Source organism: Exiguobacterium sp. SH4S7 (genome assembly GCF_004336795.1).
GTDB lineage: Bacteria > Bacillota > Bacilli > Exiguobacteriales > Exiguobacteriaceae > Exiguobacterium > Exiguobacterium aurantiacum_A.
This window is the reverse complement of the sequence record NZ_SJUT01000001.1, coordinates 442785-461886: the sequence shown is the minus strand read 5'-3', so window position 1 is coordinate 461886 and position 19102 is coordinate 442785. Positions and strand designations below refer to the sequence as shown.

The 19102-nt window shown below is 51.1% G+C and carries 16 protein-coding genes and 1 other annotated feature; of the genes, 7 read left to right on the top strand and 9 right to left on the bottom strand.

The features are described 5' to 3' along the window. Positions 1 to 98: 98 nt before the first annotated feature. Complete coding sequence (locus EVJ29_RS02265; protein ID WP_071397832.1) at positions 99 to 986, bottom strand: class I SAM-dependent methyltransferase; 888 nt, start codon at positions 984 to 986, stop codon at positions 99 to 101. A 100-nt stretch (positions 987 to 1086) separates the two neighbouring features. After that, complete coding sequence (gene tpx / locus EVJ29_RS02260; RefSeq protein WP_071397833.1) at positions 1087 to 1575, bottom strand: thiol peroxidase; 489 nt, start codon at positions 1573 to 1575, stop codon at positions 1087 to 1089. A 163-nt stretch (positions 1576 to 1738) separates the two neighbouring features. Here tpx and EVJ29_RS02255 point away from each other — a divergent pair, with 163 nt between their 5' ends. Beyond that, entirely contained in the window at positions 1739 to 2548 is an 810-nt protein-coding gene (locus tag EVJ29_RS02255; protein WP_071397834.1) for an NAD kinase, read from the top strand. A 43-nt stretch (positions 2549 to 2591) separates the two neighbouring features. Here EVJ29_RS02255 and EVJ29_RS02250 read toward each other — a convergent pair whose 3' ends face one another. Next, positions 2592 to 4163: an amidohydrolase gene (locus tag EVJ29_RS02250; protein WP_131490407.1), complete on the bottom strand. Its 1572-nt coding sequence runs from the start codon at positions 4161 to 4163 to the stop codon at positions 2592 to 2594. 75 nt (positions 4164 to 4238) lie between these two features. Further along, the gene (gene ezrA / locus EVJ29_RS02245) at positions 4239 to 5969 is read right to left on the bottom strand and encodes a septation ring formation regulator EzrA (RefSeq protein ID WP_131443037.1); all 1731 of its coding nucleotides are present in this window, start codon (positions 5967 to 5969) and stop codon (positions 4239 to 4241) included. Positions 5970 to 6206: 237 nt separating this feature from the next. Between ezrA and EVJ29_RS02240 the strand changes: the two genes are divergently transcribed. Both EVJ29_RS02240 and rpsD read left to right on the top strand, forming a co-directional pair. Next, positions 6207 to 6689: a GAF domain-containing protein gene (locus EVJ29_RS02240; RefSeq protein WP_070329486.1), complete on the top strand. Its 483-nt coding sequence runs from the start codon at positions 6207 to 6209 to the stop codon at positions 6687 to 6689. A 222-nt stretch (positions 6690 to 6911) separates the two neighbouring features. After that, complete coding sequence (rpsD, locus tag EVJ29_RS02235; RefSeq protein ID WP_016508465.1) at positions 6912 to 7511, top strand: 30S ribosomal protein S4; 600 nt, start codon at positions 6912 to 6914, stop codon at positions 7509 to 7511. Between the two features lie 35 nt (positions 7512 to 7546). Here the strand turns inward: rpsD and EVJ29_RS02230 are convergent, their stop codons facing one another. Both EVJ29_RS02230 and tyrS read right to left on the bottom strand, forming a co-directional pair. Then, positions 7547 to 8170, bottom strand: a complete 624-nt coding sequence (locus tag EVJ29_RS02230; RefSeq protein WP_070329485.1) for a GTP pyrophosphokinase — start codon at positions 8168 to 8170, stop codon at positions 7547 to 7549. Between the two features lie 107 nt (positions 8171 to 8277). Beyond that, complete coding sequence (gene tyrS, locus EVJ29_RS02225; protein WP_070329484.1) at positions 8278 to 9525, bottom strand: tyrosine--tRNA ligase; 1248 nt, start codon at positions 9523 to 9525, stop codon at positions 8278 to 8280. A gap of 47 nt (positions 9526 to 9572) precedes the next feature. Next, positions 9573 to 9769 (bottom strand) — a binding site (T-box leader). Between the two features lie 167 nt (positions 9770 to 9936). Between tyrS and EVJ29_RS02220 the strand changes: the two genes are divergently transcribed. Further along, entirely contained in the window at positions 9937 to 12423 is a 2487-nt protein-coding gene (locus EVJ29_RS02220; RefSeq protein WP_131490409.1) for a transglycosylase domain-containing protein, read from the top strand. 49 nt (positions 12424 to 12472) lie between these two features. On the opposite strand, the gene acsA is transcribed toward EVJ29_RS02220, so the two are convergent. Further along, on the bottom strand, positions 12473 to 14179 hold the full coding sequence (acsA, locus tag EVJ29_RS02215) for an acetate--CoA ligase (RefSeq protein ID WP_131504744.1): 1707 nt from the start codon (positions 14177 to 14179) through the stop codon (positions 12473 to 12475). Between the two features lie 156 nt (positions 14180 to 14335). On the opposite strand from acsA, the gene EVJ29_RS02210 reads away from it, so the two are divergent. Genes EVJ29_RS02210 through EVJ29_RS02200 form a run of 3 tightly spaced genes read left to right on the top strand, consistent with a single transcriptional unit; the run spans position 14336 to position 16775 of the window. Then, the gene (locus tag EVJ29_RS02210) at positions 14336 to 14965 is read left to right on the top strand and encodes a GNAT family N-acetyltransferase (protein ID WP_070329482.1); all 630 of its coding nucleotides are present in this window, start codon (positions 14336 to 14338) and stop codon (positions 14963 to 14965) included. Between the two features lie 11 nt (positions 14966 to 14976). Next, positions 14977 to 15609: an acetoin utilization AcuB family protein gene (locus EVJ29_RS02205; protein WP_070329481.1), complete on the top strand. Its 633-nt coding sequence runs from the start codon at positions 14977 to 14979 to the stop codon at positions 15607 to 15609. Then, the gene (locus EVJ29_RS02200; RefSeq protein ID WP_131463848.1) at positions 15606 to 16775 is read left to right on the top strand and encodes an acetoin utilization protein AcuC; all 1170 of its coding nucleotides are present in this window, start codon (positions 15606 to 15608) and stop codon (positions 16773 to 16775) included. Before EVJ29_RS02205 ends, EVJ29_RS02200 begins: the two co-directional genes overlap by 4 nt. Positions 16776 to 16824: 49 nt before the next feature. Here EVJ29_RS02200 and ccpA read toward each other — a convergent pair whose 3' ends face one another. Further along, positions 16825 to 17838 (bottom strand): catabolite control protein A, encoded by a 1014-nt coding sequence (gene ccpA, locus EVJ29_RS02195; RefSeq protein WP_070329438.1) that lies wholly within the window; start codon positions 17836 to 17838, stop codon positions 16825 to 16827. Between the two features lie 126 nt (positions 17839 to 17964). Continuing rightward, entirely contained in the window at positions 17965 to 19056 is a 1092-nt protein-coding gene (locus EVJ29_RS02190) for a bifunctional 3-deoxy-7-phosphoheptulonate synthase/chorismate mutase (protein WP_070329437.1), read from the bottom strand. Positions 19057 to 19102 lie beyond the last annotated feature (46 nt).

Sequence of the window (19102 nt, the reverse complement as noted above, 5' to 3'; positions counted from 1 at the left end):
ACACGTTTCTTTATCTGTTCTCTTTAAAACCGATAACTGTATCATAATGAAGATACTTGATATGGCATATGTTTTTCAAGTCTTTTGCCCAATAAATATTATGTTGTTTTAAACCATTCATCAATCTGTTTCACAATATTGGCAACAGCGCGCACATCAGTGAACGATGGCAACTCGACGAGGAGCGCTTGTTTCGGGCGTGTGACGCCCTCTCCTTGCTTCTGTAAGATGAGGATACTCTTCGCATACCGTTCATCTTTGAACATCGTCGTCGGCAGTTGGAGGACACCTTTCACGACCGCTTCTCGGTCCATCCACTGTTTTAATTTCCCTTCATCATCCTGTTCAAACAAATTGTTCGGGATGACGAAGACACCATGGCCTCCCGGCAACGTATGCCGCATCGCCTGCTCGATCATCAAGAAGTGAGAATAGGAATGACCTTCTTCTCGCTTCAACTCATAACCGCTCGCCACTTCGTCGTTCGGATAATAACCGATCGGCAAATCGACGAGTGTGAGGTCACTCGGCTCGACGAACAGCGGTGCAAGTGCGTCTTGATGGAAGTAAGAAACCGGCTTTTTGAGCAAATTGCTGATCGCATATGACAAACGAAGCATCAGTTCATCGACTTCGACGGCTTGTGCGGTCGCGTCTTTCACTTGCGATAAAATGGCGTGGACGAGAGTCCCGGTGCCGCTTCCGAGTTCAAGCACGTTCGCTCCGTCTTTGACGAGCTTCGTCGCCAAATATCCGATGAATAAGCTGACTGCGTCCGGTGTCGGTTGATGGTTCGGCGGAAGCGTTGTCGTCTCTTCAAGCACAAGCAGACTCACTGCCTTGCGCACGTCATCCGGTTTCTCCGATTCAACGTCGACTCGTTCAAACACTTCGATCAAAGCTTCGAGCGGCAATAAATCGAGGTCGGCCACCAATTTTTTCGTTTCTTTCTTCCAATCTCGGTACAACTGTTCAAATCGTTCCATAGTCGTTCATCTCCTCCATACAAAACCGGCTCTCGTTTCGAGAGCCGGTTGGTTAACTACAATATAGTGTAAGCTATTCGTCCACGTTTCGCCAAGTGAATCAGTTTGCCGCGTCGAACGCTTCAAGCGCCGCGTCAAAATCGACTTCGTCTGTCATCTCATCCATATACTGAACGTATTGGATAGTTCCTTCCGAGTCGATCACGAAGACTGACCGGGCTAGCAAACGAAGCTCTTCCATGAGCACGCCGTACGAATGCGCGAACGACTGGTCGCGGTGATCTGACAACATGATGACGTTATCGAGACCTGACGCCGCACACCAGCGTCGCTGGGCGAACGGTAAATCGTTCGAGACGGTCAATACCGTTCCACCGAGCGATGCCGCGTTTTCATTGAACGCACGAGTTTGCGTGTCGCATAGTCCTGTATCGATCGATGGGACGACACTAATCAATTTCTTCCCTGGGTAAGACGCGAGCGACACTTCTTCGAGTGCAGTCGTGAGGGCGGTGAAATCGGGTGCAGCATCTCCCACTTTCACTGGATTCCCTTGCAATGTGACTGTATTCCCTTTAAATGTTGGCATCAAATCATCCCCTTGTTCTGAATTTTACTTCTTCATCATATCGATGGTGCCGTCACGAAGACAAGCATCCTGCTTCAGACGGCCTGATTGTCATTTTCCCTATATCGGACGCCTAAAACAAGTTATAATGAGAAGGACACAATTGACAAAGGGGATGATTTAGATGAGAAACAACGTGTATCTGCACCATCGTAACGTCAACGAGTTCACGAAAGAGGTAAAAAAATTAAGAGAGATCGGGGAGAAACATGGTTTCAACATCATGGACCGCCCGGAAGATGCCAACATCATCGTCGCCATCGGGGGAGATGGCGCGTTTTTACAGGCCGTCCGTTACACCGGGTTCCGTCAAGACGCCATCTATGTCGGTTTCGGCCGCGGCCTCAACGAATTTTACTGCGACTTCGATATACATAAACTCGACGAAGTCGACCGTTTATTCTCGGATAACTCTGCCCGGATCGAAGCCGGTCTCGAAGTACGGAAATATCCGCTCTTATCCGCTTCAATCAATGAATCGTCGCCACTCCTCTGTTTGAACGAGGCATCGATCAAATCGAGTATCATCAAATCGCTCGCGATCGAAGTCTACATCGACGACCTCCACTTCGAGACGTTCCGCGGGGATGGAATGGTCGTGTCGACACCGACCGGATCGACCGCCTACAATAAATCGTTGAATGGCGCGGTCGTCGACCCGCTCATCCCGTGCATGCAAGTGAGTGAAATCGCTTCGGTGAACAACAACCGTTACCGCACGCTCGGCTCAGCGTTCATCGTCCACGATTCACGTAAGCTGTCGCTCCGCATCGTTGAAGACGGAAACGATTATCCGATTATCGGTATGGATAACGAAGCGCTTAGTTTGAAGTATACAGACCGGATCGACATCGAATTGTCGGACAAGGTCGTCAAAACGGTCAAGTTGAAAACCAACTCGTTCTGGCACAAAGTGCAACGCTCTTTCTTCTGAACTGACAAAGGCTAGTCGTCCATTGCGGACGACTAGCCTTTTCTCATGCTTTGATGACGTCCGCCTCGTAGACGGGCGAACCTTCGACGACGGTCATGACAAGTCGGTTGTTCAAAATATCTTGTCCGTTCAAGTCAAAGAAATCCTCTTCCCAAACGGTGAACGTCGCATTATAGCTTTGAATCAACAGGCCGTCACGGCCATGTGTCCCAGTCGCGACACGCGGTGAGTAGGTGAAACTCCGTAGCGCTTCGTACATCGACAGACGTTCCGTTGGATTCAGTGCACCCGACGCTTCAAACGATTGTCGTGTCACAGCGGCATAGAGCCCCTTTCTGACGTCGACAGAAGAGATCGGGGCATCACTACCCCCGAGTACGAGCGCACCCGTATCGAGCATCGATTTGAACCGATACGCGTCGTCGACCCGCTCGTTGCCTAGGCGGTCGAACAACAAATCCATATCATCCGACAAAAAGACCGGTTGTGCGTCGATGAGGACCGGCAACGCACTGATCCGCTTCAACAGCGAATCGTTCAATAGCGAAGCGTGGATGATGCGGTCGCGCGTCCCTCGTTTCGCCGGATACTTCTCGAGCAGCGTGATGAACTGCTCAGCCGCCGCATCTCCGATGACATGAGCCGCAACGTTCATCCCGTATGAGCGCGCTTTTTTGACGAGCGCCTCGAGGTGGTCCGGGCGGTGGACTTCGATCCCGCGCTGCCCGACTTCATCAGCATACGGCTCGGACAAGAGCGCCGTCCGACCGCCGAACGAACCGTCGACGAAAATCTTCATCGCCCCGAAGTCGAAGCGTAGGCGCTTCGCGAGCGCATCTTTTTGCAGCAATTGATCAACGACTTGTTCATGGACGAGCAGATGGGCATGGAACGGAAGTTCTTGAAGCACATCTTCATATGCTTGAATCGTCTCGAGCGGGTCTCCGTGGTAGAACAAGTCTTCCGTGTGGGCTCCGACGATCCCATGGGCGAACAACGAGTCGACGGCCCGACGGATCGAGGCGACGTTCTTCTCACGATTTCCGCCGAGCTCTTTATGGAGCAGATCGAGCGCCGCATCGTACAACACGCCGTTCAATTTCCCGTCGTCATCACGTCCGAGCTTCCCGCCTTCGATGACGGTGTGATGAATGAGGCCTAAGCGCTCGAGGCCTTTCGAGTTGACGACGGCGACGTGGCGACAGACGCGCTTCAAGACGACCGGGCGATCCGGAATGACGGCATCGATCATCTCACGTGTCGGCATCTGTCCGAGCAGACGATCGTTAAAGCCTTCAGCGACGATCCAGTCGTCCCCTCCCGACTTCGCTTTCATCGCTTCGAGCAAGGCGTTTAAATCCGTCGTCTCGGTCGCGTCGATGCGGTCGAGCGCCTCGCCATATCCGATCAAGTGAATGTGCGAGTCCGTAAACGCCGGATACACGCTCTTCCCTTCGAGGTTCACAATCTGTTTGATCCGGCCCGCGTATGTACGGCGAAGATGACCTTCCTCCCCGAGTTTCAACACGCGTCCGTGCTCGACATACATCGCCCGTGCCATTTCATGTTCTTTGTTCAGCGTATAGATCTTTCCGTTTACCCAAAGCGTTCCCATCACAAAATTCCTCCTCGATTCAAAAAAGATTGACGTCTACGTTAATTCCCGTTTACGTCAATCTTCATGCATAGATTATTTTCGAAGCATATCTTGTTGTTCCAAACCTTTTTCAACACGTTGACGGATCTCGCGAGCCGCTCCTTCGTCGAAGCGCCCGAGCACACGTTCACCGATTTCGACGGCCGTACCGTACTCGCCGTGTAAAAACTTGTTCTCAGCGAGCGTCAAGGCGACATGCACCTCGTTATCACGACGACGGTACCGATTCGCATACTGGAGCAACTGTTCCGCATACGTCACTTGCCGGAGCAGTGCTTTGACGCGGTCACGGAAGTTATCCATCGTTTCCTCGACATCGTGACTGAGGCCGACGATATACGTCATGTTGAACGGTGCCTTCTCGAACTGTTCATCTAGCGACTGCACCCCTTTTTGAAGTTGTCGCATGTCACTCGTCAAATCAGTCGGAACGACCGGCATCGCGCTCTTCGCCAAGAGGCGACGGTGAGCGGACAATTCCTTCTTCCATGACTCGAGTTTATTCCGAACTTCGAGCTCTTCTTTACGAAGCGAGTTCGTATTTTCGATAAACCGTTCATGCATCGCACCGAACTGGTCGAGTGACCGTTTCGCATCTTGCACTTTTGATTTGATCAGACTGAACGGAATCACCTGAGCGACGAGTGCTTGTTCGATATCGAGGACGTTCGCAGCGAGCACCGCACGTTCCCGGTCCAATTGTTCGAACTCCTCACCGACCCGGGCATTGATCTCATAGTTGCTGACAAGCCGCGACATCTCTTGGTGAAGGCGCGTCATCAATTCGTTCGTCTGCCGTTCGCGTTCTTTGACCCCAGCAAACTCTTTTTTTACGTACTGCCTTGCATCGACCTCGGAGCTGAACGCCTCGAACAATTGATCGATATCCGAACTGAGTTGCTGCATGTCCGTTTCAAAGTGTTCAAAATCAAGCTGTTCGATCCGAGTCATGAGCGCAAGACGGCGGTCTTCTGCCTGCTCGATCTCTTCGACTAACCCGAGCGTCTCGAGGGCGTAGCCATCCATCTGCATTTCTTTATGACCTGCACGCAGTTGATTCAGTTGATGCTTTAAGTCAAATTGAACCGTCCGGACAAACTGGGGAATCACTTGAACGAGTTCACGGATCTTCGTCACCTTTTCAGACAGGACTTGGCCGGCCATGAACGCCTCTGAGACTTGCCCTTCTTGCTTGAGGGTCATCATCTCGGTCCGTTTCGCTTCCGCAACAGCGATTTCGGTTTCGACGAGATCGTATGTCGGGCCAAAAGCGCTATTTTGAGAAATGAGCGTCTTGCGGAACTGATACAGTTCTTTCTCGTCTTTTTTGACGATATCTAGCAGGGAGGCATGATAGTCGTTAAACTCTGCCATCTCATCGAGCATCGCGTGAACCATCGATTCGAGTTCTTCGATCAACTGTTCGGTCGCAGCCAAGTCTGATTTGACTTTAAGGAAACGATATTTGTCGAGGTCTTCCTCTGAACGATATAGCGCCTCATCGATTTGACCCGTGTGGACGCTGACGAGTTCATCCCACGACTGGTGCCAGCGTTCGAATTTTTCTTTCGTTTCGCCTTCCATCGGCCACTGTTTGAACTTTTGAAGCTCGGCCGGGACACTCGCACTCAGGATGCCTTGTTTTCGCATATCCAAATCATCAATTTTCTGGTAAAAACTTCGTCTAGCTAGCATACTACCTAACATTGCTCCTAGAGCGATGACAATAATTCCAATTAAAATTCCGTATATTCCGTAATCCATCTCTGTAACAACCTCCAAGCCGCTTTCGTGGACTTATGTATCTTTAAGAAGAAAATGAAGTATTTTATAAGTATAGATATTAATAATCATATTATAGAAACAATGTTTTGCATAGGTTTTCCAACGGTTTAGGGAGAGAATGTTATTTTCCGCGAAAATCTTTTTGGGAGACAAAATAAAAAAATGCGTGTACCATGATGCTAATCTGAAATACATCTTGATATAGGAGGGAAACAAATGTTCCAAACTACTACTTACTCTGGCGACCTGGCCGCCGGCTATGACTTACTTAACAAACAACTCGCTGCCCTGCTCGAAGGAGAGACGAACCAAGTCGCTAACCTTTCGAACGCGAGCGCTCTGCTCAACCAGTTTCTTGACCGCATCAACTGGGTCGGCTTCTATTTGACTGACGGTGACGACAGCCTCATCCTCGGACCGTTCCAAGGTCTTCCTGCTTGCGTCCATATCGCCTTCGGCAAAGGCGTCTGCGGCACGGCCGCATCGACACAAGAGACACAGTTGATCGCCGACGTCCACCAATTCCCAGGCCATATCGCCTGCGATGCGGCCTCGAACTCTGAAATCGTCGTCCCGCTCATCCGTGACGGCAAAACGATCGGCGTCCTCGATATCGACAGTCCCGAGTTCGATCGCTTCTCAGAAGTCGATCGCCAAGGCTTAGAGCAATTTTGCCAGACATTACTTCGCTTCATCTGATTGACAAGCTGCCCGATCCATCGTATACTGATTTTTGTGCATGAAATGACGATAGCAGTCCTAGACAGACGTATCCACCTTTCGGGCCTCGACTGAGTCGGAGGAGCATCTTGTAGCTTCGCTATCAAGTGAAGGTGCTTGAACCTAGAAAGGGGCGTCACCCGTCTTTGACACCGTTGTTCTTTTGTGCAAAATACATGAACAACAAGGAGGAGTCCAATCATGGCTCGTTACACAGGTCCAGCTTGGAAACTCTCGCGTCGCTTAGGCATCTCGCTTAGCGAAACGGGTAAAGAATTAGCAAAACGTCCTTACGCACCAGGCCAACACGGCAATGGTCGTCGTAAAATCTCTGAATACGGTCTTCAGCTTCAAGCGAAGCAAGCACTCCGTCACATGTACGGAATCAACGAGAAGCAATTCCGTCGCATCTTCAACGATGCTGGGAAAATGCAAGGTATCCACGGTGAGAACTTCATGTTCTTGCTCGAGTCACGCCTTGACAACCTCGTTTACCGTATGGGCCTCGCTCGCACACGTCGTGGAGCACGCCAACTCGTCAACCACGGTCACATCCAAGTTGACGGTTCACGCGTAGACATCGCGTCTTACCGTGTAAAACCAGGTCAAGTCATCTCGGTTCGCGAAAAATCGAAAACTTTCAAAGCGATTGCTGAAGCTCTTGAAGTAGCACCAGCTACAAAAGAATTCATCACGTTCGACGCTGAGAAACTCGAAGGTACGTACGTACGTATTCCTGAGCGCGCTGAATTGAACGACCAAATCAAAGAGCAACTCATCGTTGAGTACTACTCACGTTAATGCTTTTATCCCCTTCTCTCGAGAAGGGGATTTTTTTATATCAAGATCTGTTCGCGAATCCGGCCCATCTGCGTATCGAGCGCGTCCGCCATTCGGGCCGCCTCGATGAGCTCTTGCCGTGACGTCTCGGGGATTTGATGCTGATACTTGTATTGAAGCTTATGTTCGGTCGCCGCCCAAAAGTCCATCGCGAGCGTCCGAATTTGAATCTCGGCCGGCACCCAGATGACACGTTCCGCCAAGTACACTTTCGTCCGCACAATCAGATGGAGACTGCGGTAACCGCTCGGCTTTGGATGTTCGATATAGTCTTTGATGACGTCGATCTGTAAGTCGTCCCGCTTTTTCAAGTGATCGAGAATCGCGTAGATGTCATCGCGGAAACTCGTGACGATCCGTACGCCGGCGACGTCATAAATATTGTCCCATAACGCTTCCACTTCGAGTGGGAGCTGTTTTTGATTCATCTTCCGAATGATCGACGGCAACGTCTTCATCCGCGTCTTCACGTGTTCGATCGGCGAATAGCCAAGTCGGGTCTGCCAATCGAGGTCGATGATGCCAAGGTCGCTCTCAAGCTCCGTGATCGCCATCTCGTAATAGCGGAACCGTTCCCGCCACTGATGAAACTGTTCGCCAAAAAACTCTTCGATATCCATTAGACGTCCTCCTCGTTCTCTATATTTGAAATGGTATCAGACCACACCTGATTTGACACAACAAAAAAAGTCCATGTCCGCAAACTTTGCGGACATGGATGGATCGGTTAGACGTGACGGATCACGAAGTATTTCTTTTTGCCTCGGCGGATGATTGTGAAGTCCCCGAGCGTGTCTTCACGCGTGACGAGCTTGTCGAGCGCTTGCTCGCGTTCGCCGTTCAAGTAGATCGCCCCGTTTTGGACATCTTCGCGCGCTTGGCGTTTTGATGGAGCGATTTTTGCCTCGACGAGAAGATCGACGAGATTGCGTTCGCCGTCGAGTTCGAACTGCGGCATCCCTTTGAACGCGGCATCCATATCCTCGGGCTTGAGTGTCTTCAAATCGCCGCTGAAGAACGCTGTCGTGATGCGTTCCGCTTGGTCAAGACCCGCCTCACCGTGGACGAGCTTCGTCATTTCCTCGGCAAGACGGCGCTGTGCCGCACGTTTTTCAGGTGCTGCCGTCATTTCCGCTTCGAGCGCGTCGATCTCTTCATGTGTCATGAACGTGAAGTACTTGATGAACTTGATGACGTCGGCATCGTCGACGTTGATCCAAAACTGGTAAAACTCGTACGGTGTCGTCTTGTCCGCGTCGAGCCATACCGCACCACCGGCCGTCTTCCCAAACTTCTGTCCGTCCGACTTCGTGACGAGCGGCACAGTCAGACCGAACGCCTTCTCCGAATGGCCGAAGCGACGGATCAATTCAAGCCCGGCCGTGATGTTGCCCCACTGATCGCTACCGCCGACTTGGAGACGGCAATTCTCTGTCTCGTACAACTTCAAGAAATCAAACGATTGGAGCAACATGTATGAGAACTCCGTGTATGAAATCCCGTTTTCCATGCGCGAATCGACCGAGTCTTTCGCGAGCATGTAGCTGATCGGAAAATGCTTGCCGATGTCACGTAAGAAATCGATGATCGACAGCTCTTCTGTCCATTCATAGTTGTTGCGGATCGTGATCGGGTTCTCCCCTTCGAGCGGGAGGAAGCGGCTCAACTGATCTTTGATCCGGTCCGAAAACTCTTTGACCGTATCGAGCGTGTTGAGCGAGCGTTCGTCCGACCGTCCTGACGGGTCGCCAATCATCCCGGTCGCGCCACCGACGAGCGCGATGACGTGGTGTCCCGCCTCTTGGAAACGCTTCAACGTCAAGATCGGTAGCAAGTGTCCGATATGGAGCGAGTCCGCCGTCGGGTCGAACCCTGTGTATAGTGTCGTCGGTTTGCTCAGTTGCTCTTTCAATCCTGCCTCATCCGTCATTTGGTTGACGAGCCCTCGAAATTCTAAATCTTTTAATAGTTCCATGTTTTCCACTCCTTCAATTGACATAAAAAAACGCCCCTTCTCAAATGAGAAGGGACGGAGATTCCGCGGTACCACCCTAATTGCCACAGCTGTGGCCACTTAAAACGAGAGATAACGGTCCCAACCCGGCCGAATGGCACGCTCCAAAAGTGTAATTCATCGTTGACATTGGCTAGTTCACAGCACCCACTAGCTTTCTGGACAAGCGGTCAACCGACTACTTCGTTTTTTTCATCGCGTCTACTATTATTGACTATGCTATTCATTTTATAAGTTACGTTTCCTCGTTGTCAACTGCAAGATTGAAACTTGCATTAGTCTGCTCATTCACGATAAGGTGGGCAAGGACTTGTGCTATAATCGTATATAATACTGTCTAAAATAGTTTTACACCATATTAAGGAGGCTGTCATGCTGCAGAAGATTCGAGACATATGGAACACACCAAAGTCGTTGAAAGCCCGCCGTTATGCCAATGTATTTTATGATGTGTCGTGGAACGTTTTGCTCCTCACCATCATCTCTGTCGTCCTCATCGGTTTCTTAGGTGCCGGGATCGGGGCCGGATATTTCGCATCACTCGTTAAAGATATGCCGACTCCAGCCTATAAAACGATGACGTCACAAATCAATACGTACTCATCGACGTCCGAGATTTACTTCGGAAGCGGTGAACGGATTGGGAACTATACGACCGATGAAGTTCGGGTACCGATCACGGTCGATAAAGTTTCACCTTTCGTCGTCGATGCCTTACTCGCCACCGAAGACGTCGAGTTTTATGAACACGACGGCGTCGTCCCGAAAGCGACGCTTCGGGCCATCCTGCAAGAAGCGACCGGTTCGGAAGAGCGGACAGGTGGTTCAACACTAACCCAACAGCTCATTAAAAACCAAATGCTGACGAACGAGGTCTCATTCGAACGGAAAGCAAAAGAAATCCTGCTTGCCCTCCGTTTAGAGAAAGCGATGGACAAAGATGAGATTTTAAACGCCTACTTGAACGTCGTCTCGTTCGGACGTAACTCGATGGGACGCAACATCTCAGGCATCGAGGCCGCCTCTCGTGGCGTCTTCAACACGTCGGCCGAGAAGCTGACGTTGCCGCAAGCCGCTTTCCTCGCCGGGATTCCGAAAAACCCGTTCCTGTATACACCGTATTATCAAGGCGGTGTCATCAAAGAGGACGTGTCACCGGCCATCAATCGGATGAAGACGGTACTCAACCGGATGTACGTCGCCGGCAAAATCACAAAAGAAGACTATGACGCCGCGTACAACTACGACATCACGCAAGACTTCATGAAGACACAATCGAAGCCGCGCGATCGTTATCCGTATGTTGTGCAAGAAGCAGAGCTTCAAGCTAGACAGATCGTCACAAATTACTTGCTCGAACAAGACGGCATCGTCTTAGCAGATTTAAAAACGAAAGAACAAAATGAAATTAGAACGACTTACGCCAAACGAGCTCACAATATGTTGCGCCAGGGCGGATTCAAAATTCATATGACGCTTGATAAAGAAGTTCACGAGGCGATGCAACAACCGGCTAAAAATGCCAATAACTTTGATAAAAATCAATACATCAAAGAAGAAGACCGCACGTTACCTGAACAGACAGCGTCTATCATGATTGAAAATAAGACAGGACGCATCCTAGGTTTCGTCGGCGGCCGCTATATTAACGGAAAAACCGACGAAGTGAACCGAGCTATGCGCATGGAGCGACAAATCGGATCGACAGCAAAACCAATCTTGGTTTACGCGAATGCGATTGAAGCTGGGATGATCACACCTGAAACCGTCATTTTAGATGAAAAATATTTCTATAAATTCACCGGTCCAGGACAACCGAAAAAAGAAGTATTGAACGAGAGTAGAACACACAACGGTCCAGTCACTGCCCGTGAAGCGCTGAAACGTTCCCTCAACGTTCCGGCTGTTAAGATTTACGAAGAACGGAACCAAAAGACTGCCGATACGCAAAAACTCATCGATATGGGCATTGAAGTATCGGAAGCGAACCGAAACGCTTCATCGATGGCATTAGGTGTCGGAGAAGTCAGTCCGGTCAACCTAGCAGCGTCGTACGCGATGCTCGCGAACTATGGGGAACATGTCGAACCATACTTTATCGAGCGCATCGAGTATAACGGTGAAACCATTTTTGAGAAACAACCGAAAAAGACGCGCATCTATACCGATCGTACGTCTTACCTTGTCATCGACATGCTCCGTGATGTCTATACGTCAGGAACAGCGACGTACGCTCGATCACTCTTGAACGTCCCTGGCGATTGGATGGGTAAATCTGGTACGACGAACGATCGCCGCGACTCGTATTTGGTTGGCTCGAATCCGAACGTCACGCTCGCCGTGTGGTCTGGTTTTGACTCACAATTCGGTGAAATGCAAAACAGTTATGAAGTAGGTCAGTATTATCAACGGACGCAACGTATCTGGTCACAGACGGCCAACCGCGTGTACGCCGACAATCCTGAAATCTTCAACACTGGGGCACGCTTCTCTCAACCGTCTAGCGTAAAACCAGACGACTTCAAAGACTCTGGAACGTTCTCTGAGAAGAAGAAACTCGAAGAGAAGAAGAAAGAAGAGGAAGCGAAGAAGAAAGCTGAAGAAGCAAAACAAAAAGCCGAAGAAGCCAAAGAAGAGGCTGAACAGGCAGAACAAGATGCCGATGCAAAGCGTGATGCTGATGCAAAAGCAAACGCTGAAGCTGAAGCAAAACAAAAAGCTGAGGCCGCAAAGAAAGCCGAAGAAGAAGCAAAGAAAAAAGCTGATGCTGCTAAAAAAGCCGAAGCTGAAGCCAAGAAGAAAGCTGAAGATGAAGCGAAAGCAAAAGAAGAAGCCGAGAAAGAGGCGGATGCTTCATAACGCAAGCCAAACGAAAGGTCGACACATCGCGTGTCGACCTTTTTTATGCTCAATCTTCCATCGTCGATAAGTCTCCGGCCTCAAGGTTCAACTCCCACGCTTTGAGGACGCGACGCATAATTTTCCCGCTCCGCGTTTTCGGCAATTTGTCTTTGAACTCGATCTCACGCGGTGCCGCATGGGCTGCCAAACCTTCTTTGACGAATTTTTGGATTTCTGCTTTCAATTCGTCCGATGGCTCATAGCCTTTGCGAAGCGCGATGAACGCTTTGATGATCTCACCGCGGATCGGATCCGGTTTCCCGATGACTCCGGCTTCGGCGACAGCCGGATGCTCGACAAGGCGGCTCTCGACTTCGAACGGTCCGACCCGCTCTCCTGCCGTCATGATGACGTCATCCACTCGGCCTTGGAACCAGAAATAACCGTCCTCGTCCATATAGGCCGAATCACCAGATACGTACCAGTCACCCCAGAAGTAGCTCTCGTACTTCGCATCATTTTTCCAAATTTTACGCATCATCGACGGCCAAGGCGTCTTCAATGCCAAGTTGCCCATCCGATGCGGTGGTAGCGGTTGGCCACGGTCGTCTAAGATCGCCGCCTCACAGCCAGGAATCGCTTTCCCCATCGACCCCGGTTTAATGTCCATCGTCGGATAGTTACAGATCATCATCGCTCCTGTCTCCGTCATCCACCACGTGTCATGAATGCGTAGCCCGAACGATTCGTTGCCCCAGCGAATGACTTCCGGGTTGAGCGGTTCGCCGACCGATAGAATGTGGCGCAGTGATGACAAGTCGTACTTCTCGAACGCTTCCTCCCCCGCGCCCATCAACATCCGGAACGCTGTCGGCGCGCTGTACCAGACGGTGACGCCGAACCTCTCGATGACCGAGTACCAAAACTCAGGGTTGAACCGTCCGCCGACAATCACGTTCGTCGCCCCGTTCAAGAACGGCGCAAAAATCCCATAACTCGTACCCGTCACCCAGCCCGGATCGGCGGTGCACCAGTAAATATCGTCCGGTTGCAAATCGAGCACCCATTTCCCGGTCATCAAGTGCTGGACCATGGCGTTATGGACGTGCAAGACGCCTTTCGGTTTCCCGGTCGAGCCCGACGTATAATGCAAGATCATGCCGTCTTCCCGGTCGACCCACGTAATATCAAGATCGGTCGATGCGTCATGCGCCAGTTTCCGGTAATCGATGATTTTCCCTGACTCGTCGACGTCGTCGCCAACAAGCAAAATCGTCTCAAGATGTGGCAATTGATCAACGGGTACACGCGGCAACAGCGCCTCTGTCGTCACGATGACTTTCGCTTCCGCGTCGAGCAACCGGTCGTGTACCGCCTGTTCCATGAACGCCTCAAATAGCGGTCCGACAATCGCACCGAGCTTTAACGCACCGAGTAAAATAAAATAAAGTTCTGGACTCCGCGGCATGAAGACAAAGACACGATCGCCTTTCTCCACCCCAACCGATTTCAGAACATTTCCAGCGCGATTGCTTTCCTGTTTCATCTGCGCGTAAGTATACCGCTCTTCCCGATCCCCATCGAAATAGAGCAGTGCCAGTTTGTCCGCCAGCTCCCCTTCAGCGTGACGATCAATCGCCTCGTACGCCATGTTGACATTTCCAGTCAAGTTCCAAGACAACAGTGCTTCTGCTTGTGTCCACTCGAACGACTGACAAGCCTCTTCATACGACGCTAATTGATGTTCCCCTGATAACGCTTTCAATTTTTCCATCGTCAAAGATTCGCCTCCCCCTATAGTGAATGGTGTATCCACTTTCAGTATAGTGTTAATATTATGACAAATCAATGAATTTCCAAAAACTCCAAAACAGTGTGAACGTTGTGCAATGAAAGCGCTATAATAGAACGTGAAGAAGGTGGTGACTCCATGGAAAAACAATATCATTCAAAAGTGTGGGAAACCTCACTCGGAGCCGTAATCATCGATGGACCAATCGGGAGCGACGTGCTCGCAACGTATCGGCTTGATGAAGGCTTGACCGCGTTTCGAGAGCCAGAAGACCAACATAAGGCGCTCGTTGAAATTGCCGGGTTGAAAGAAGGACGGATCATCGTCGCGCGCGTTGACGACCTCGTCATCGGTTACGTCACGTATTTATATCCGGACCCGTATGAACGTTGGAGCGAGGGCAATGATCCGTATATTCTCGAGCTCGGCGCCATCGAGGTGAGCCCGCGCTTCCGGGGACAACGGATCGGTAAACAGCTACTCGAAGTGTCGATGCTGGATCCACATATGGATGATTTTTTAATCTTGACGACGGAATACTATTGGCACTGGGATTTAAAAGGAAGCGGTCTGTCGATTTGGGACTACCGAAAAGTGATGGAGAAAATGATGAACCACGGCGGTCTTGTCTTCTATCCGACGGACGACCCGGAAATAGCGTCCCACCCGGCCAACTGTCTGATGGCTCGCATCGGAAAAAACGTGCGGCAAGAATCGATCGATCACTTCGATTCACTCCGGCTTCGCCGCCGGTTCATGTATGACTGAGGAGGGTTACGATGCTGATTGAGCAAATGATGAATCGCCACGTCGTGACGATTCAACCGACCAATACGATTGCGCACGCGGCAAAACTCATGCGCGACCATAAAGTACGCCACTTGATCGTCACCAATCCGGCCCGGCAAGTCGTCGGGATTGTCGGTCAGTTCGAGATGAGCGGCGCCACAAGTGTATTTCATCCAGAGAGTGAGCGTGCCGACTTTAAAAACCCCGTCTCGAGCATTATGCGTCAGGACGTGACGACAGCCCACCCGTACGATTTTTTTGAAGACGCGGCCGCCCTGTTCTATGAATATCGTTTGACGTGCCTGCCGATCGTCGAACAAGGAAAACTTGTCGGTGTGTTGACCGAAACCGATTTACTTCGTTATTTCGTCCAATTGACGGGCGCACTCGAACCGAGCTCACAAATCGAGATCCTTGTCGAGAATACGACCGGGGCACTTGAAAAAGTGACGCGGCTCTTGGCAAAAACGAACGTGAATATTATCAACGTCTTCGTCCATCCGACACCCGATCCATATAAGCGAATCATCTCATTCCGTGTTCAAACGATGAACCCGCTGCGCATCATCGATCGATTAAAACGAGAAGGTTTTGACGTACTGGGTCCGGAGATGTTCCAATGAGACCCGCCTACATATTCGGGGAGAATGAGAACTCGTACCGCTTCCACGCGGATCATCCGTTCAATCCGATCCGTTTGGAGCTGACGACATCTCTCCTGGTCGATTCCGGAAAACTGTCAGCCTCTGAGTGGATCGCCTCACCGATCGCTTCAGTCGAGTCGCTCGCGCTTGTCCATGACGTCGACTACATCGAGGCCGTCCAAGCAGCTGCCGCAGGTAAACTGTCAGGGCTGAAAGCAAATAAATTCGGACTCGGGACGGAAGATACGCCCATCTTCCCAGCTATTCACGAAGGAGCTGCCCGGCTCGTCGGCGGAACGATGCATGCGCTTGAACTCGTCGCGAGCGGACAAGTCGAACGCGCTTTTCACGTCGGTGGCGGGCTCCATCACGGGATGAGACGAAAAGCGTCCGGCTTTTGCGTCTATAACGACGCGGCCGTCGCCATCGCTCACGTCCGCAAGCAATACGGGACGCGGGTCCTCTACGTCGATACAGACGCTCACCACGGAGACGGTGTCCAATGGCTGTTCTATGATGACGCTGATGTGATGACGCTATCGATCCACGAGACCGGCCGCTACCTCTTCCCAGGCACAGGCGCGGTCACAGAGCGCGGCAACGGGAACGGCTACGGCTATAGTTGGAACGTCCCGATTGATGCTTTCACCCAAGACGAATCGTTCCTGCGCTGTTACGAGACCGTGCTCCGGGAAGCGTGTGAGTGGTTCAAACCAGATATCATCTTGACGCAGAACGGGGCTGATGCGCACGCGTTCGACCCGTTGACGCATCTCGCCTCGACGATTCATACGTTCGAACAAATCCCTCAAATCGCCTCTCGCCTCGCCGACGAGTACACAGAAGGACGACTCGTCGCCCTAGGCGGCGGCGGGTACGACTGGTTCCGAGCTGTCCCGCGCGCCTGGTCGCAAGTATGGGCCGGATTGACACGCGAAGCTCCGTACGCAGGCGACATCCCCTCCGCTTGGATTGAACGGTGGCAAAAAGAGTCAGACCAGCCGTTGCCGACGACATGGGATGACCATTCGTACACTTTCGACCATATTCCGCGACGGCAACAAATCGAAGAGAAGAACTGGGAAGTGACGAAACGCGCATTTTGGCCGTTCATCTCAAACGACCGCAAGTCACTTTACTTATGAAAAACCCGATGTGAGTTGGCAATTGCCAACTCACATCGGGTTTTTTGATTCAGTCTTTTCGTAACGAGTCACGACGTTCGATCCGGTGCGGCAAGACGACGTTCTTCTCTTCGATTTCTTCAGCATTCAAGATTTTCGTCAATAATCGCATAGCGACAGCTCCGATGTCATACATCGGTTGAACGACCGTCGTCAACTTCGGACGAATCATCGTGGCGAGACGCGTGTTATCGTGACCGACGACTTCAAAATCGTTCGGCACAGAATACCCAGCGTCTTGGATCGCATGGATGACGCCGAGTGCCATCTCGTCCGTACCGGCGAAGATTGCTTTCGGGCAGTCATCGCGTCCGAGCATCTTTTGCATCGCTTCGAGGCCAGACGCATACGTATAGTTCCCAAGGATGACATCGTTCTCACGGAACGGAAGTCCCGCATCCTCAAGGGCACGGCGGTAGCCAGAGAACTTCTTCTCGCCATTGATTTGTTGCTCGAGCGGCCCCGTGATGAAGCCGACTTGTTTATGGCCGTGGCCGATCAACATTTTTGTTGCGTCATAAGCAGCCTGCTCATAGTCGATATTGACCGCTGGGAGGTCATACCCTTGGTTCAACGTCGCTGCAAGAACGATCGGGACCGGTGATTTTTTGAACTCATCGACGAGGTCTTCGTGAAGACGGCCGCCCATGAAGATGATCCCATCGACTTGTTTACCGAGTAACGTGTTCAACAAATGAATTTCCTTGTCGCGGTTCGAGTCCGAGTTGCCGAGGATGATGTTGTATTTATACATCGTCGCCACGTCCTCGATTCCGCGTGCTAAATCAGCAAAGAAGATGTTTGAGATGTCTGGCACGATGACGCCGACGGTCGTCGTCTTTTTACTCGCGAGACCACGTGCGACGGCGTTCGGACGATAGCCGAGTCGATCGATTGCTTCCTGTACTTTTTTACGGGTTGTCGGCTTCACGTTCGGGTTTCCGTTGACGACACGTGAGACGGTCGCCATCGACACCCCTGCTTCGCGTGCGACGTCATAGATTGTGATATTGTTACTATTCATTAAAACTCCTCCTACAAGCAATGATTTTCAAACGATTTTCAAAAAACGTATCAAAAAAGGAAGACAGGTATCTGTCATCATTTTACCCTGTCTTCACGCTATATAAAACGTTTCCAATTGGAAAGCTTATTTTTTAACCAAATCAAGTTGAGGGAACTGAGCTGTGAGCCCATCGATGAACTGATCAAATTGATCGAAATCAAGCTGCTGCTGGGCATCAGACAAGGCGATTGCCGGATTCGGGTGCACTTCGACCATGACGCCGTCGGCCCCGACCGCGAGCGCCGCTTTCGCTGCAGGAAGCAACAAATCGCGTCGTCCCGTTGAGTGGGTGACATCGACCATGACCGGTAAATGTGTCTCTTGTTTTAAAATCGGCACGGCCGTGATGTCGAGCGTGTTACGTGTCGCCCGCTCATACGTCCGGATACCGCGTTCGCACAAAATGACTTGGCTATTGCCGCTCGCCATGATGTATTCCGCCGCATAGATGAATTCTTCGATCGTCGCCGCAAGACCCCGCTTCAGTAGAACCGGTTTTGACGTCTTTCCGACTTCTTTCAACAAATCGAAGTTTTGCATGTTGCGCGCCCCGACTTGAATGATATCGACGTAAGGCAGCGCTGACTCGACCGCACCCGGTGTCATAATCTCTGAGATGACACGCAAGTCGTGGCGATCGGCCGCTTGTTTCAACAGTTTGAGCCCTTCAAATCCGAGACCTTGGAAGTCGTACGGTGAAGTCCGCGGCTTATAGGCGCCGCCGCGCATGATTTTCACGCCGGACAACGCTAATTTCTCAGCAACTGCATTCACTTGCTCGAACGATTCGACCGCACATGGACCGGCAATCAATTGCGGCCGACCGTTACCGATGACTACATCTTTCAATGTGACGATCGTATCTTCGGCTTGACGCTTGCGCGACACGAGCAACGTTTTATCTCGGTCTTCTCCTTGCAACTCGGCAGACGCTTTAAACATTTCTTTGAACAAATGCTGAAGGCGTGACGTCTCGAAAGGACCGGGATTCGAGGCGGCGATGAAATCTAACATTTCTCGTTCTCGAACCGGGTCATACCGCTCCACACCTTGAAGACGTTTCACTTTTCCAATTTCGACCGCGAGCGTTCCACGACGACTAATCAAGTCGAGCATCTCACGGTTCAACTCATCCATTTCACGACGTAATCGATTCAATTGATCTTGTGGACTCATAATTTCCCTCTCATTCCTAATCCGTTCTTTCCAGAATCTTAATTAT

Coding starts and splice junctions, on each gene's coding strand:
- rpsD (WP_016508465.1), top strand. CDS start 6,912: ATGGCTCGTTACACAGGTCCAGCTTGGAAACTCTCGCGTCGCTTAGGC.
- EVJ29_RS02240 (WP_070329486.1), top strand. CDS start 6,207: ATGTTCCAAACTACTACTTACTCTGGCGACCTGGCCGCCGGCTATGAC.
- EVJ29_RS02265 (WP_071397832.1), bottom strand. CDS start 986: ATGGAACGATTTGAACAGTTGTACCGAGATTGGAAGAAAGAAACGAAA.
- EVJ29_RS02230 (WP_070329485.1), bottom strand. CDS start 8,170: ATGGATATCGAAGAGTTTTTTGGCGAACAGTTTCATCAGTGGCGGGAA.
- EVJ29_RS02255 (WP_071397834.1), top strand. CDS start 1,739: ATGAGAAACAACGTGTATCTGCACCATCGTAACGTCAACGAGTTCACG.
- EVJ29_RS02220 (WP_131490409.1), top strand. CDS start 9,937: ATGCTGCAGAAGATTCGAGACATATGGAACACACCAAAGTCGTTGAAA.
- EVJ29_RS02200 (WP_131463848.1), top strand. CDS start 15,606: ATGAGACCCGCCTACATATTCGGGGAGAATGAGAACTCGTACCGCTTC.
- EVJ29_RS02210 (WP_070329482.1), top strand. CDS start 14,336: ATGGAAAAACAATATCATTCAAAAGTGTGGGAAACCTCACTCGGAGCC.
- ezrA (WP_131443037.1), bottom strand. CDS start 5,969: ATGGATTACGGAATATACGGAATTTTAATTGGAATTATTGTCATCGCT.
- ccpA (WP_070329438.1), bottom strand. CDS start 17,838: ATGAATAGTAACAATATCACAATCTATGACGTCGCACGCGAAGCAGGG.
- EVJ29_RS02190 (WP_070329437.1), bottom strand. CDS start 19,056: ATGAGTCCACAAGATCAATTGAATCGATTACGTCGTGAAATGGATGAG.
- tpx (WP_071397833.1), bottom strand. CDS start 1,575: ATGCCAACATTTAAAGGGAATACAGTCACATTGCAAGGGAATCCAGTG.
- EVJ29_RS02205 (WP_070329481.1), top strand. CDS start 14,977: ATGCTGATTGAGCAAATGATGAATCGCCACGTCGTGACGATTCAACCG.
- EVJ29_RS02250 (WP_131490407.1), bottom strand. CDS start 4,163: ATGGGAACGCTTTGGGTAAACGGAAAGATCTATACGCTGAACAAAGAA.
- tyrS (WP_070329484.1), bottom strand. CDS start 9,525: ATGGAACTATTAAAAGATTTAGAATTTCGAGGGCTCGTCAACCAAATG.
- acsA (WP_131504744.1), bottom strand. CDS start 14,179: ATGGAAAAATTGAAAGCGTTATCAGGGGAACATCAATTAGCGTCGTAT.